The organism is Microvirga zambiensis WSM3693 (assembly GCF_016735695.1).
GTDB classification, from domain to species: Bacteria; Pseudomonadota; Alphaproteobacteria; order Rhizobiales; family Beijerinckiaceae; genus Microvirga; species Microvirga zambiensis.
Window position 1 is genome coordinate 98,519 of the sequence record NZ_JAERQD010000006.1, and the last position, 13,395, is coordinate 111,913.

A 13,395-nucleotide genomic window follows, 5' to 3' on the forward strand; every position below is an offset into this window, starting at 1 on the left:
AAGGAACGCACAATGGCGACAACATCGACGATCCGCTGGCTGGCCCTTGGAGTGGCGCTCGCGCTCGGATCTCCCGCCGTGCAGGCTCAGCCCGCTCCGATCAAGATCGGGGAGCTCAATTCCTATGCCAGGCAGGCCGCTTTCACGGTGCCCTACCGCGACGGCTGGCAGCTGGCGCTCGACGAGATCAACGCCAAGGGCGGCGTCCTCGGCCGCAAGCTCGAGATCATCTCCCGCGAGGACGGCGCGACCACGGGCGACGCCACCCGCGTGGCCGACGAACTCGTAAGCCGTGAGGGCGTATCCCTGCTCTTCGGCTCCTTCCTGTCGAATGTCGGCGTCGCCATGGCGGATTTCGCCAACCAGAAGAAGATCGTCTATATCGCAGCCGAGCCGCTGACCGATGCGATCACCATGGGCCAGGGCAACCGCTACACCTTCCGCATCCGGCCCAACAACACCATGCAGGTCGGCATGCTGGTCGACCAAGCCAAGGCCTCCGGTGCGAAGCGCTGGGCCATCGTCGCGCCGAACTACGAATACGGCCAGTCAGCGGCCGCCGCGTTCAAGCGCCTGATCCAGGAGCGGATTCCGGGCGCCGAGATCGTCGCCGAGCAATATCCGGCGCTCGGCAAGATCGAGGCAGGCCCCACCGTCTCGGCGCTCGAGCAGGCCAAGCCCGACGGCATCTTCAACGTGCTCTTCGGCCCCGACCTCACCCAGTTCGTCCGCGAAGGCAACACCCGTGGCCTGTTCGAAAAGGCGACCGTTCTGTCGCTTCTCACCGGCGAGCCCGAATGGCTCCTGCCCCTGAAGGACGAAGTGCCGGAAGGCTGGACCGTGACGGGCTATCCCTGGGACCAGATCACCGAGCCGAAGCACAAGGCCTTCGTCGACGCCTACCGCGCCAAGTACAACGACACGCCGCGTCTCGGCTCGCTCCTCGGCTACATGGTCGTCTACATGATCCGCGACACCATCGAGCGGGCCGGCTCGACTGACACGGAGGCTCTCATCAAGGCGCTCGAGGACGCGAAGTTCGACACCGTCGTCGGTCCCGTCACCATGCGTGGCATCGACAATCAGTCCTCGATGGGCGCCTGGGTCGGCAAGCTCGCGCTGAAAGGCGCCGCGGGTGGCATGACGGACTGGGCCTACAAGGACGGCACCTCGTTCATGCCAACCGAGGGCGAGGTGAAGGCGGTGCGGAAGGATTGACGCGCCTTCACCCTCCCCTTGAGGGGGAGGGTCGACCGTAGGTCGGGGTGGGGTGGCACCACAACAGAAAGCGATCATGGCCGACATCAGCCGCTTCAGACGTGAGAGAGCAAAGCAACTCCGCTCCAAAACCACCGAGGCGGAACAAGCCCTCTGGCGCGCCCTGAAGCGCATCCCGGTCTACGGAAGCCATTTCCGCCGCCAGGTTCCCATCGGTCCTTATGTTGCAGATTTCGCCTGCCTGAAAGCACGTCTTCTCATCGAACTCGACGGCGGGCAACATTCGCAGGACGACATCATAGCCAAGGATGAAGCCCGGACCCGCTGGCTCGAACAAGAAGGCTATCGTGTCATCCGGTTCTGGAACGCCGAGCTGACCGAGAACATGAACGGTGTTCTCGATACCATTTACGCGGCCCTGTATGGCTCGCCTCAATCGGAAGCGCTTGCGCTTCCCACCCCACCCCGGCCTGACGGCCGACCCTCCCCCTCAAGGGGAGGGTAGACCATGGATCCCTCCTTCCTCGCCGTTCAGGCGCTGAGCGGCCTTTCCAGCGCTTCATCACTTTTCATCACCGCCTGCGGCCTGACCATCGTCTTCGGCGTCACGCGGATCGTGAACTTCGCCCACGGTTCGCTCTACATGATCGGCGCCTACACGGCCGCGACCCTCGTGCCGCGGCTGCTCGAATTCTCCTTCGGCCCCACCTCCTTCTGGGCCGGCATCCTGCTCTCGGCGCTCATCGTCGGCATCATCGGCGTTATCATCGAAGTGCTGCTCCTGCGGCGCATCTACGGCGCGCCGGAGCTTTTTCAGCTCCTCGCCACCTTCGGCGTGGTGCTGGTGGTGCAGGATCTCGTGATCCAGATCTTCGGGCCGGAGGATATTCTCGGGCCACGGGCTCCTGGCCTGCGTGCACCGGTCGAAATTCTCGGACGGCGCTTCCCATCTTACGAACTCGTGCTGATCGCGGCCGGCCCCGTCGTGCTGGGGCTGGTCTGGCTTCTCCTGCGCAGGACGCGGTTCGGCGTGCTGGTGCGGGCGGCAACGCAGGATCGCGACATGGTCGCATCGCTTGGCGTCAACCAGGCTATGCTGTTCACCGGCACGCTGTTTCTCGGCGCATTCCTCGCAGGCCTCGGCGGCGCGCTGCAGATCCCGCGCGTCTCGGCCCATGCGGGCATGGATCTGTCGATCATCGCCGAGGCCTTCGTCGTCACCGTGGTCGGCGGCATGGGCAGCGTGCCGGGGGCCTTTCTCGCGGCGCTCGTCATCGGACAGCTGCAGGCCTTCGGCATCCTGATCTTCCCGAAAAGCACCCTCGTCGTCGTGTTCCTGCTCATGGCCGTGGTGCTGGCGATCCGGCCCTACGGTTTCTTCGGGCGCGCCGAAATCGTGGGCGGCACCCATGCGATCGGCATTGCAAGCCACAAGCCGCTGCCCGGGCGAACCTACATCCTGCTCGTCGTGATCGCGGCTCTCGCCGCCTTCCCGCTCGTCGCGGATGCCTATCTCCTGAAGGTCGCGACCGAGATCCTGATCTTCGCGCTCTTCGCCTTCAGCCTGCAGCTCCTCATCGGCGTCGGCGGGCTCGTGAGCTTCGGCCATGCGGCCTTCTTCGGGCTCGGCGCCTATGGCGCGGCGCTGGCGGTGAAATGGTACGGCGCCTCGATGGAGACCGCACTGCCCCTTGGGCTCGCGCTGGCGGCTTTAGGCGCGATGCTGATCGGCGCCTTCGTGGTGCGTCTGTCCGGCATCTATCTCGCCATGATGACGCTGGCTGCCGCGCAGATCCTCTATGCGGTCGCCTTCCAATGGGTCGACGTGACCGGCGGCGACAACGGCATCGTCGGCGTATGGCCCTCACAATGGGCGAGCGGGCCCGTGCCCTATTACGCCCTGACCGCCGCGCTGACCCTCGTGACTGTGCTGCTTTTGAGGCGCATCATCGACGCGCCCTTCGGCTATGCCCTGCGCGCCGCCCGCGACTCGGAGGCCCGTGCGGAAGCGATCGGATTGAGGATCCGCCGGCATCGCTGGCTCGCCTTCATGATTTCGGGAGCCGCCGCCGGGCTTGCCGGCGGCCTCTATGCCTTCTCACGCGGCTCGGTGGATCCGAGCCTTCTCGGCATCTCGACCTCGGTGGACGCGCTCACCATGCTGCTGCTGGGCGGCATTCAGACCGTCACGGGGCCACTCATCGGCGCCGGCGTGCTGCATTTCCTGCGTGACCAGATCATGCCACTCACGTCGTACTGGCGCCTGGTGCTGGGCTTGAGCATCATCGCCATGGTGCTGCTCTTCCCGCGCGGTCTCGTCGGCACCATCCGGCACTGGCAGGAGCAGCGCGCATGACGCTTCTCACCGTCACTGGCCTGCACAAGTCCTTCGGCGGCGTAGTAGCGGCGCGCGATGTGACATTCACCGTCGAGCGCGGCGAGATGCTGGCGATCATCGGCCCCAATGGGGCCGGCAAGTCGACTGTTTTCAACATGGTCGGCGGACAGTTGAAGGCCGATCGCGGCAAGGTCCTGCTCGACGGGCAGGACATCACCCACGCTTCGCCGCAGGCCCGCTTTCGCCGCGGCGTCGGGCGTACCTTCCAGGTGGCGCAGACTTTTCTCTCCATGAGCACGGTCGAAAACGTGCAGATGGCGCTGATCAGCGCCCGCCGGCAGAGCGGCAGGCTCTGGTCGCCTGCCCGGGAGCGCCATCGCGACGGGGCCATGGAGCTTCTCGCCAAGGTCGGCATGGCGGAGGCGGCGGATATTCCCTGCTCGGCGCTGGCCTATGGCGACGTCAAGCGGGTGGAGCTTGCCGTGGCGCTGGCGGGAGCGCCAAAGCTCCTTCTCATGGACGAGCCCACCGCCGGCATGGCCCCGCGCGAGCGGGCTGCACTGATGGACCTGACCGCGTCCATCGCCGCCTCGCAGGGCATCGGAATCCTCTTCACCGAGCACGACATGGATGTGGTCTTCGGCCATGCGGCCCGGGTGCTCGTGCTCCTGCGCGGCCAGATCATCGCCGCAGGCAGTCCGGATGAGATCCGCCGGGATCCGCAGGTGCGACGGGCCTATCTCGGCGATGACCACGCCCTGGAGCGGCCGAAAGGGTTGGCCCCCGCATGAAACGCGATGTGCTGCTCGATGTGAGGCACCTCAACGCCTTCTACGGCCGGGCGCAGGTGCTCTTCGACCTGTCTATCCACCTCTATCCGGGAGAGGTCGTGGCCCTCCTCGGCCGCAACGGAGCCGGCAAGACCACGACGCTGAAGGCGATCATGGGCCTGATCTCGGCCACCGCGACCCATGCAACCTTCAAGGGTCACACCCTCGGCAAGCTGCCCACCTACAAGATCGCCCGGCTGGGGCTCGGCTACGTGCCCGAGGACCGGCGCATCTTCACCGATCTCACCGTCGACGAGAACCTGGAGACCGGGCGCCGCGAGGCGGTCGCCGGTCGCGCGCCCTGGACGCCGGAGCGTCTGTTCCGGCTTTTTCCCAATCTCGCCGAGATGCGCGGGCGGCGCGGCAACCAGATGTCCGGCGGCGAGCAGCAGATGCTGGCGATTGCCCGCACCCTCATGGGCAATCCGGACGCGATCCTGCTCGACGAGCCCTCCGAGGGCATCGCCCCGGTCATCGTCCAGATGATGGCCGATGCGATCCGGGCCATGAAGGCGGAAGGGGTGGCGGTGCTGCTGTCCGAGCAGAACTGGGCCTTCGCCGCCGGGATCGGCGACCGGGCCTGCGTCATCGAGCGCGGCGAGATCCGGTTCCAGGGCTCCATGGCCGAGCTCGTCGCCGACGAGGGGCTGCGGACGGAGACCCTTGGAGTTTAGAAGCCACGGCTCGGGCCCGAGACCATAAACCCCAGGCTAAACCGTTGACGGAACGGGCCGAAAGGACGATATGCAGCCATCCGGCGCCCCGTCCGCGCCACATCCCAGAAGAGTTTTAAAGAGGAATTCCCGCTTCATGGGCGTCATCCATGTGACCGACCGCGCCGGCGAGCGCCATACCCTCGAGGCCATCGAGGGCTGGCGGGTGATGGAGATCATCCGGGACTGGGGTCTGCCCATCGAGGGCCTGTGCGGCGGAGCCTGCGAATGCGCCACCTGCCACGTCTTCGTCGCCGAGGACTGGCTCGGCAGGCTCTATCCTCCCACCGACGAGGAAGAGGACCAGCTCGACACGGTAGTGACGAAGCCGAATTCCCGCCTCTCCTGCCAGATCCTCTGGACCCCCGAACTCGACGGCCTGGAGGTCACCCTCGCTCCTACGGGAGCGTGACTGTCACAAGAATTTTCAGGCGAAGTGGACACCGGTTCGCCGCCCGAAAATGCGTCAAAAAAGTCTGCTGAGCGGATGAGGATCCGCCGGATCCTCATCCGCTCAGCCTGCCACATTGCCAAGACTGGGAGACCGTGCTTTGCGAAGGCCGTCTCTCGAAGGAGCCTGTTCATGACCGACCATATCGAAACGGACGTCGTCATCATCGGTGCCGGGCCTGTGGGCCTGTTCGCCGTATTCGAACTCGGTCTCCTCGACATCAAATGCCATCTCATCGACATCCTGCCGAAGGTCGGCGGCCAATGCGCCGAGCTTTATCCGGAGAAGCCGATCTACGACATTCCCGGCTTCCCGATGGTGACCGGCCAGGGCCTCGTCGACAACCTGATGGCGCAGATCGAGCCGTTCCATCCGACCTTCCACCTCAACGAGATGGTGGAGAGCCTGGAATCCATCGGCACGCCCGAGGCGCCGCTGTTCAGGGTCAAGACGTCGGAGAACGGCACGACCTTCACCTGCAAGGCGGTGATCGTCGCCGCCGGCGGCGGATCGTTCCAGCCGAAGAAGCCGCCGATCGACCATATCGAGGATTACGAGGGCACCGGCGTGTTCTACGCCGTGCGCAAGATGGAGATGTTCCGCAACAAGAAGGTGCTCATCGTCGGCGGCGGCGATTCCGCGCTCGACTGGACGGTGAACCTGCAGCCGATCGCCAAGCGCCTCACTCTGCTCCATCGCCGTGACGCCTTCCGCGCCGCGCCGCACACGGTGGAGAAAATGCGCTCCCTCGTCGCCTCCGGTGAGATGGACCTGCATCTCGGCCAGGTGACCACCCTCAAGGGCGAAGCGCCGGTGCTGGAGGGCGCCGTGATCCGCAAGGACGATGGCTCGGAACACATTGTCGATTGCGACGTGATGCTGCCCTTCTTCGGGCTCACCATGAAGCTCGGCCCCATCGCCGATTGGGGCCTGAACCTGCACGAGAATCTGGTTCCGGTCGATACGGAAAAATTCGAGACCAACGTCCCGGGCATCTTCGCCATCGGCGACATCAACATCTATCCCGGCAAGCTCAAGCTCATCCTCTCCGGCTTCCACGAAGGCGCGCTGGCGGCGCAGAAGGTGCACCGCTACGTCTATCCGGAGAAGAAGCTCCTGTTCCAATACACGACGTCGTCGACCAGCCTGCAGAAGAAGCTCGGCGTCGCGGCCTGACCGGGCCGGCGGCGATCGTCGCCGCCGCTCAGAGCATTTTTCGGCGAAGTGGATCCGGTTCGCCGTAAAAAAATGCGGCAAAAGACAAGTGCTGTTCCACGCGAGTGGAACAGCACTAAAGCAGGATGTTGCCGTTCGTGCCCCAGCTGATGCCGAGCCCAACTGTGATCGCGAAATTGGGGGCTGCGCTGGTGCCGGCATTTCCGACGAAGCCGTAAAGGATTCCGTTGCTGAAATCGTAGCACAGCGTCCCGGCGGCGAGCGTGGCCGGGATACCGGTGCCGAGAACGATGATCGAGGAAAACGCATCGTCGGCGCCGCCGTTGATCGCGTCGATCCTGGAGAGATCGAGCACGTCCTGGCCGTTGTTGAAATCGGTGATGACGTCGCCCGCCGTGTCTTCGATCGTGACGAAGACGAAGGTATCGCGATCCGCGCCTCCGACATACCGATCGGCGCCAAGCCCGCCGTGAAGGATGTCGGCGCCATCGCCGCCGTCGAGGGTGTCGTTATCCTCACCTCCGTTCAGCGTGTCGGCCCCGCCGAAACCATGGAGCTGGTCAGCGCCGTACATGCCGATGAGCGTGTTGCCGACATCGTTGCCCGAGATGGAATCCGCCCGGATGGTACCCCGAACGCCCTCGATCGAGGTGAGCCTGTCCCTGCCGTATCCGCCCGTGACGCTGGCTTCCTGGAACTCATTTCGCAGATCGATCGCGATCGCGGAACCGGCGAGAAGATAATCGACGATATCGTGTCCGGCGCGACCATTGAGAATGTCGTTGCCCTGTCCGCCATCGAGGTAGTCGTTCCCGGTACTGCCGCTCAGCGTATCGTCGAACGCGCTTCCGGCAAGGCCTTCGATGCCCTCGAAGATGTCGCCGGTAAAAGGGTCGAGGCCGTCGCCGAGGACCACGTTGATACCGGCCCCAGCATGTCGGTAATCGACGATGTCCATGCTGGCACCGCCTTTGAAGGTGTTGCCGACGGTGCGCGCGGCGCCGGTGAATCCGCTGACGAAGCGGTCGTCGAAAGCGGTTCCGATGACGCCCTCGATGCTGATCAGCTGATCGGAGAGGCCTTGGAGCGCAACGCCGGTATTGATCGCAACTTGCTGGCCTGCGGCGAGATCGACGAAGACGCCTCCGCCGAACACGCCCGATGAGGGATGCTTGGAGTAATCGGTGTAGTCGTACCCGTCTCCTCCATCGATGACATCCACGATGCTGCTCAGGCCGTTCACATCGTATCCGCCGTCGAGCGTGTCGTCTCCACCAAGTCCCCGAAGCGTCTGCTCGGTATTGCCGAGCGTGACCGCGATGTGATTGTTCAGGCTGTTCCCGTTCGAGAACAGAACCCCGAAGGTTCCGACGATCAGGTTCTCCACATGGGCCTGCAGGAAGTACTCACGCTGCACGAAGCCTGGGACGAGCCTGATGGTGTCGAGCCCCTCGTCGTCGTTCTCGATCACCATATCCGCCTGCTGGGCAAGGATATAGGTGTCGTCACCGGCGCCGCCGATCAGCGTGTCCGCACCCGCGCCACCATCGAGCGTATTGGCAAGAGCATTGCCTTCGATCCGGTTGGCGAGGGCGTTGCCCGTCCCCCGCACCGCGAGGCCCGCAAGCGTCAGGTTCTCGAGGTTGTCGACCAGCGTGTAATCGAAGGATGCGACGACGGTGTCGATGAAGCCGTCGCCGGTGCCCGCCGTCTCGCTGAGGATCGTGTCGCCGGTCTCGTCGACGATATAGGTGTCGTTGCCGGCGCCCCCGATGAGCGTGTCCACGCCCGCACCGCCATCGAGCGTGTTGGCGAGAGCATTGCCGCTGATGCGGTTCGCAATCCCGTTGCCGGTGCCTCTCGTCGCGGACCCGGTCAGGGACAGCATTTCGAGGTTGGCGCCGAGCGTATAATCGGCGGAGGCGAAGACCATGTCGGTGGTGCCGGCCCCGGTTCCGGCCGCCTCGCCCTCGATGACGTCGCCAGTATCGTCCACCACATAGACGTCGTCGCCCTCACCCCCGATGAGCCGATCGGCGCCCATTCCGCCATCGAGAGAATCGCCACCGGCGCCGCCGATGATGACGTCGCTGCCCGCACCGCCGAGGAGGGTGTCCGCTCCCTCGCCGCCATCCAGGCCGTCATCGCCACCGCCGCCCGCGATGTTGTCGGCCCCGAGCCCTCCGATCAGCGTATCGCTGCCGGCGCCGCCGTCGAGCGCGTCGGCTCCCTCGCCGCCATCGAGCATGTCGGAGCCCGTCCCGCCTTCGATCGAATCGTTGCCGTCCTCACCGAAAACCTGGTCGGCGCCGCCGCCGGCGCGGATCGTGTCGAAGCCGGCGCCGCCCCGGACGATATTGGCGAAATCGTCCGCATCCGTGCCGATCTCGATGAGATCGCCGAAACGGCCAGCCTCGACGATCTCGAAGCCGCTCAAGGTGTCGTTGCCCTGGCCGGTCGCCGTCCCGCTGCCGGTGGAATCGAGGCGGATGACGAGGGCCGATCCGGCGGAGGAGAAGATCGCCCGATCCGCGCCGCCGAGACCGCCGGCGAGCCTATCGTCGCCGGCATCGCCATGTATCGCGTCGTCGCCCGCACCACCGTCGAGCGAATCGTTGCCTGCGCCGCCGAAAAGCGTGTCATCGCCGGTGGCGCCAAGGAGCGTATCATTGCCGTCGAGGCCATGAAGCGTGCTGTGCCGCGCAGAATTCGCCGTGATGACGTTTGCAAAGTCGTTCCCGGTGCCGATCGCAGCTGCGCCGGCAAGCCTGAGATTCTCCACATGCGCGCCGAGGGTATGATCGACGCTCGCCTCGACCGTGTCGATTCCCGCGTCTGCAGCGTCCACGACGACATCGTTCAGATTGTCGACGGAATAGAGATCGTTGCCCGCACCGCCGGTCAGCGAGTCGCTGCCCGCGCCGCCGATCAGCGTATCGTCGCCGCCGCCGCCGAAGAGCGCGTCATTGCCGCTGCCTCCGTCGAGCCGATTGGCAGTGAGAACGCTATCGGCGCCGCCCGTGAGCGTGTCGCCGAACGACGAGCCGATCGCATTCTCGATGCTTGAGAGCCGGTCGGTTCCCGCGCCCTTCGTGTTCTGCGCCGTTGTCCTGGCGAGATCGACCGACACGCCCTTGGTCGCGCCCGCATAGCTTGCCGTGTCGCTGCCTGTGCCGCCGATCAGCCTGTCATTGCCGGCACCGCCGATCAGCGTGTCGTCGCCGGCAGCACCGTCGAGCGTATTGGCTGCGCCGTTGCCGGTGATCACGTTGGCAAGCGCATTGCCTTTTCCCTTGGCGATCCGCCCGCCGAGGATGAGGTTCTCGACCCCCGATGTGAGCGTGTATCCGCTTACCCGCGCCTCGACCGTATCGAGGCCGCCATTCGCCGTCTCCCGGACCCGGTCGCGTAAGGAATCCACCGCATAGCGATCGTCGCCCGAACCGCCCACGAGCGAGTCGTTGCCGCTGCCGCCGATCAACGTGTCGTTCCCTGCGCCACCGAGCAACGTGTCGTTGCCGCCGCCGCCATTCAGCTTGTCGTGGGCTGCGCCGCCGGAGAGCTTGTTGGCGGCACCGTCGCCCGTCGTGACTTTCGCAGTGGGCTTATTTGTGCCTCCGGCGATCCCCGTCTCTTTCGGAAGCGTCGAGCTCTCCATTTTGGATTGCCGGGAATGGCCGGGAAGAGGGAAGGAGAACGAGGCCGATAACGCAACCGGGCCGGTTGCTGCGGCTCCCGGATCGCCGCTTGTCCAGGCAGGAAGGCGATTGCCATAGGCCTGCTCGCCCGGCGCACCGAAGAGCACGTCGAGGCCGGGCCAGACCATTGGGCGGATGAGGGCATTGCTCCAGCGATCCGAGCCCAGCTCGCCCGGGTCTGTTCGAAACGGTAACCTGATGAAATCGGACATGGGCTGAACTTTCCCGATAAGGACAAGCTTCCCATAGATTTATTATAACATATGTTAGTCGACAAGGTCCTGGGGCGGCGTCGAAGCCGGACCCGTTGGCCCTTGCGGCGAATCTGCCTTTCTGAAACTCTCCCGCCCATGACGCTTACGACAGAACTCACTCTCGGCCGCCGCGTGATGGCGATGATCGAGGAACTCGCCCGGCATACGGACGAGCCCGGCCGCCTCACCCGTCTCTACCTCTCCGACGCACATCGCAGGGCCGCCGAGGCGACGCTCGGCCTGATGCAGGCGGCGGGACTGAATGCCCATATCGATGCGCTCGGTTCCGTCATCGGCCGCGTCGAGGGCGCCGACTCCAAAGCTCCTGCGATCCTCATCGGCTCGCATATCGATTCCGTCGTCGACGCGGGACGCTTCGACGGAAATCTCGGCGTGGTGCTGGGCATCGTCGCCGTCGAGGCCTTGAAGCAGCAGGGGATCGCCCTCGCCTGCCCCATCGAGATCGTCGCCTTCGGGGACGAGGAAAATGTGCGCTTCCCGACCAACCTCTCCACCTCGCAGGCTCTTGCCGGTCGGTTCGATCCGGCCTGGCTCGACGGCAAGGATCAGGATGGCATTTCCCTGCGCGACGCTTTGATCCGCTTCGGCGGCGATCCGGCAGGGGCCGCAGCGCTCGCCCGCGATCCGGTGCGCTATCGGGGCTATCTCGAGGTGCATATCGAGCAGGGACCGCTGCTCGAAGCGAAGAATTTGCCTGTCGGCATCGTCTCCGCCATCAACGGCATCACCCGGGCCCGCGCCAGCGTCGTCGGCGAAGCGGGCCATGCCGGCACCGTGCCGATGAATATGCGCCGCGATGCGCTGGCCGCCGTTGCCGAGATGATCGGCATCGTCGAGCGCGCGGGCTCGCCCCTCACCGACACGGTGGCGACCGTCGGCGTGGCGCAGGTGCAGCCCGGCGCGATCAACGTCATTCCCGCACGCGTCGACTTCACCCTCGATGCGCGCTCGCCGGACGACGCGGTGCGCCACGCCATGGTGGAGGACATCGTGACCGAGTGCCATGCGGCGGCGCAGCGGCGCGGGGTGGCGTTCACCATCGAGCCGTTCATGGAATCGCCCGCGACGCCCATGGACAAGAGCCTGATCGGACAGCTCGAGGATGCTGCACGAAAGCTCGGCATCGAGCCGCTGCATCTCTCCTCCGGCGCAGGCCACGATGCGGTCGCCATGGCCAATCTCTGTCCCTCCGCCATGCTCTTCGTGCGCTGCAAGGGCGGCATCAGCCACAACCCGGCGGAGTCGATCACGGTCGAGGATGCGGATGTGGCGGCGCGCGTGCTGATCGAGGCAGTCAGACGGATCGCAGCGTGAGGTGTGCTCGATGAGGCCAACACCGATCATCGAGTTCGTCGATGAGGAGCCAGCGCTCCATGATGTCGTGCTCAACGGCGTGCGAGGCTTCAACGCGACGCTGTTTGCCGGTCATCCGCCGGGGCGAGATCTCTCCATCGCCATCCGCGATCCGGACGGCGGTGCACCCGTCGGCGGACTCTGCGGCCGCACGAATGGCGGCTGGCTCGGCATCGAGCTGATCTTCGTGCCCGAATCCCTTCGCGGGATGGGCCTTGCGACGAAGCTCATAGCGATGGCCGAGGACGAAGCGAAACGCCGAGGCTGTCACTCCGTCTGGATCGACACGCTCAATCCCGCGGCGTTTCGTCTTTATCAACGTCTCGGTTACGAGATCTTCGGCGAGCTCAAGGATTATCCCGTCGGCAACAGCCGCGTCTTCCTGCAGAAGACTCTCGCGCCACTCAGCTGATCGCCGTCAGCCGCGCCAGTCATCGGCGAGCACGGCCCAGCGCTCGTGATCGCGCCATTCGCCGCTGATCTTGAGATAACGCGGCGAATAGCCTTCCTGACGAAAGCCCAGTCTCTTGACGAGAGCGCGCGACGGCTCGTTGCCCGGCTGGATGTTCGCCTCGAGGCGGTGCAGGCCGAGGGCGTTGAAGCCGTGCGACACCACCTGACCCACCGCCTCGGTCATCAGGCCGCGTCCGCTCAGGCCGGCCATGCCGTAATAGCCGAGATAGGCGCTCTGGAAGAATCCGCGCACGATCTCGCTCACATTCACCACGCCGATGATTCGTCCGCTCTCCCGCTCGCGTGCGATGAATCCGAGAGAGCGCTCTCCGTCACAGCGCGCGAGATAGCCGAGAAAGCTCGCTTGGTCACGGCAAGGCGACACCCAGGGCTCGTGCAGGGCAATGCTTGCCAGATTGGCGGCGATCAGTTCGGCCGCATCGGTGGCGTTTACGGTGCGAATGACAACGCGGGACAACATGAGATTCATTCCAGCTTCAGGAACCATGGCATAGACAGGTCGTTGTCGTCTGCTGCTTAAAAACATAAGGAATGGACCATGCGAGCCATCATCCTCCCCGCCTTCGCTCTCGCCCTCGGTGCCGGCTTCTTCGCTGCACCGCAAGAAGCGCAGGCGCGCTTCAGCCCCGAGCAGGTCCAGGCACCATCGCTCGTCGACAACGTTGCCTGCGTCACGCGCCGCGTCCGCACCGTGACCCCGAGCGGTCGCGTGGTTTTCCGCACCGTCCGCGATTGCGGCGTGCGGCCCGGCTGGAATCGCCCGAATCGCTGCCGCTGGGTGCGCGAACGCGTCGTGCGGCCGAACGGAAGTATCGTCTATCGCGAAGTTCGCCGCTGCCGCTGACCGAACGCAGCATAAGCATCCAGGG

The 13,395-nt window shown here is 65.2% G+C and carries 12 protein-coding genes; 10 read left to right on the plus strand and 2 right to left on the minus strand.

The genetic code is table 11. The annotated features are described in order from the left end of the window. Nucleotides 1-12: 12 nt before the first annotated feature. The 7 genes from JKL46_RS06925 (at nucleotide 13) to JKL46_RS06955 (ending at nucleotide 6,726) form a co-directional block, all read left to right on the plus strand. Nucleotides 13-1,218: an ABC transporter substrate-binding protein gene (locus JKL46_RS06925; protein WP_201831219.1), complete on the plus strand. Its 1,206-nt coding sequence runs from the start codon at nucleotides 13-15 to the stop codon at nucleotides 1,216-1,218. 76 nt (nucleotides 1,219-1,294) lie between these two features. Next, nucleotides 1,295-1,723, plus strand: a complete 429-nt coding sequence (locus tag JKL46_RS06930; RefSeq protein WP_246529191.1) for an endonuclease domain-containing protein — start codon at nucleotides 1,295-1,297, stop codon at nucleotides 1,721-1,723. 3 nt (nucleotides 1,724-1,726) lie between these two features. Then, on the plus strand, nucleotides 1,727-3,574 hold the full coding sequence (locus JKL46_RS06935) for an ABC transporter permease (protein WP_201831221.1): 1,848 nt from the start codon (nucleotides 1,727-1,729) through the stop codon (nucleotides 3,572-3,574). Next, the gene (locus JKL46_RS06940) at nucleotides 3,571-4,347 is read left to right on the plus strand and encodes an ABC transporter ATP-binding protein (RefSeq protein ID WP_201831223.1); all 777 of its coding nucleotides are present in this window, start codon (nucleotides 3,571-3,573) and stop codon (nucleotides 4,345-4,347) included. Before JKL46_RS06935 ends, JKL46_RS06940 begins: the two co-directional genes overlap by 4 nt. After that, entirely contained in the window at nucleotides 4,344-5,060 is a 717-nt protein-coding gene (locus JKL46_RS06945; RefSeq protein ID WP_210381290.1) for an ABC transporter ATP-binding protein, read from the plus strand. The genes JKL46_RS06940 and JKL46_RS06945 overlap by 4 nt, the downstream gene beginning before the upstream one ends. A 136-nt stretch (nucleotides 5,061-5,196) precedes the next feature. Next, nucleotides 5,197-5,511, plus strand: coding sequence for a 2Fe-2S iron-sulfur cluster-binding protein (locus JKL46_RS06950; RefSeq protein WP_201831225.1), 315 nt, complete (start codon nucleotides 5,197-5,199; stop codon nucleotides 5,509-5,511). A 171-nt stretch (nucleotides 5,512-5,682) separates the two neighbouring features. Beyond that, complete coding sequence (locus tag JKL46_RS06955; RefSeq protein WP_201831227.1) at nucleotides 5,683-6,726, plus strand: NAD(P)/FAD-dependent oxidoreductase; 1,044 nt, start codon at nucleotides 5,683-5,685, stop codon at nucleotides 6,724-6,726. Between the two features lie 115 nt (nucleotides 6,727-6,841). Here JKL46_RS06955 and JKL46_RS06960 read toward each other — a convergent pair whose 3' ends face one another. After that, nucleotides 6,842-10,636, minus strand: a complete 3,795-nt coding sequence (locus JKL46_RS06960) for a beta strand repeat-containing protein (protein WP_201831229.1) — start codon at nucleotides 10,634-10,636, stop codon at nucleotides 6,842-6,844. Nucleotides 10,637-10,774: 138 nt separating this feature from the next. Here JKL46_RS06960 and JKL46_RS06965 point away from each other — a divergent pair, with 138 nt between their 5' ends. Both JKL46_RS06965 and JKL46_RS06970 read left to right on the plus strand, forming a co-directional pair. Further along, nucleotides 10,775-12,013 carry an allantoate amidohydrolase gene (locus JKL46_RS06965; protein WP_201831231.1) on the plus strand — a complete coding sequence of 413 codons (1,239 nt, stop codon included), beginning with the start codon at nucleotides 10,775-10,777 and terminating at the stop codon, nucleotides 12,011-12,013. A 10-nt stretch (nucleotides 12,014-12,023) separates the two neighbouring features. Further along, entirely contained in the window at nucleotides 12,024-12,464 is a 441-nt protein-coding gene (locus JKL46_RS06970; RefSeq protein WP_201831233.1) for a GNAT family N-acetyltransferase, read from the plus strand. A gap of 6 nt (nucleotides 12,465-12,470) precedes the next feature. Here the strand turns inward: JKL46_RS06970 and JKL46_RS06975 are convergent, their stop codons facing one another. Beyond that, on the minus strand, nucleotides 12,471-12,986 hold the full coding sequence (locus tag JKL46_RS06975) for a GNAT family N-acetyltransferase (RefSeq protein ID WP_201831234.1): 516 nt from the start codon (nucleotides 12,984-12,986) through the stop codon (nucleotides 12,471-12,473). Between the two features lie 78 nt (nucleotides 12,987-13,064). Here JKL46_RS06975 and JKL46_RS06980 point away from each other — a divergent pair, with 78 nt between their 5' ends. Beyond that, nucleotides 13,065-13,370: a hypothetical protein gene (locus JKL46_RS06980; protein ID WP_201831235.1), complete on the plus strand. Its 306-nt coding sequence runs from the start codon at nucleotides 13,065-13,067 to the stop codon at nucleotides 13,368-13,370. Nucleotides 13,371-13,395: the final 25 nt, after the last annotated feature.

Excerpts from the sequence above, each read along its gene's own strand:
- JKL46_RS06925 (WP_201831219.1), top strand. The coding sequence starts at position 13 with ATGGCGACAACATCGACGATCCGCTGGCTGGCCCTTGGAGTGGCGCTC.
- JKL46_RS06930 (WP_246529191.1), top strand. The coding sequence starts at position 1,295 with ATGGCCGACATCAGCCGCTTCAGACGTGAGAGAGCAAAGCAACTCCGC.
- JKL46_RS06935 (WP_201831221.1), top strand. The coding sequence starts at position 1,727 with ATGGATCCCTCCTTCCTCGCCGTTCAGGCGCTGAGCGGCCTTTCCAGC.
- JKL46_RS06940 (WP_201831223.1), top strand. The coding sequence starts at position 3,571 with ATGACGCTTCTCACCGTCACTGGCCTGCACAAGTCCTTCGGCGGCGTA.
- JKL46_RS06945 (WP_210381290.1), top strand. The coding sequence starts at position 4,344 with ATGAAACGCGATGTGCTGCTCGATGTGAGGCACCTCAACGCCTTCTAC.
- JKL46_RS06950 (WP_201831225.1), top strand. The coding sequence starts at position 5,197 with ATGGGCGTCATCCATGTGACCGACCGCGCCGGCGAGCGCCATACCCTC.
- JKL46_RS06955 (WP_201831227.1), top strand. The coding sequence starts at position 5,683 with ATGACCGACCATATCGAAACGGACGTCGTCATCATCGGTGCCGGGCCT.
- JKL46_RS06960 (WP_201831229.1), bottom strand. The coding sequence starts at position 10,636 with ATGTCCGATTTCATCAGGTTACCGTTTCGAACAGACCCGGGCGAGCTG.
- JKL46_RS06965 (WP_201831231.1), top strand. The coding sequence starts at position 10,775 with ATGACGCTTACGACAGAACTCACTCTCGGCCGCCGCGTGATGGCGATG.
- JKL46_RS06970 (WP_201831233.1), top strand. The coding sequence starts at position 12,024 with ATGAGGCCAACACCGATCATCGAGTTCGTCGATGAGGAGCCAGCGCTC.
- JKL46_RS06975 (WP_201831234.1), bottom strand. The coding sequence starts at position 12,986 with ATGTTGTCCCGCGTTGTCATTCGCACCGTAAACGCCACCGATGCGGCC.
- JKL46_RS06980 (WP_201831235.1), top strand. The coding sequence starts at position 13,065 with ATGCGAGCCATCATCCTCCCCGCCTTCGCTCTCGCCCTCGGTGCCGGC.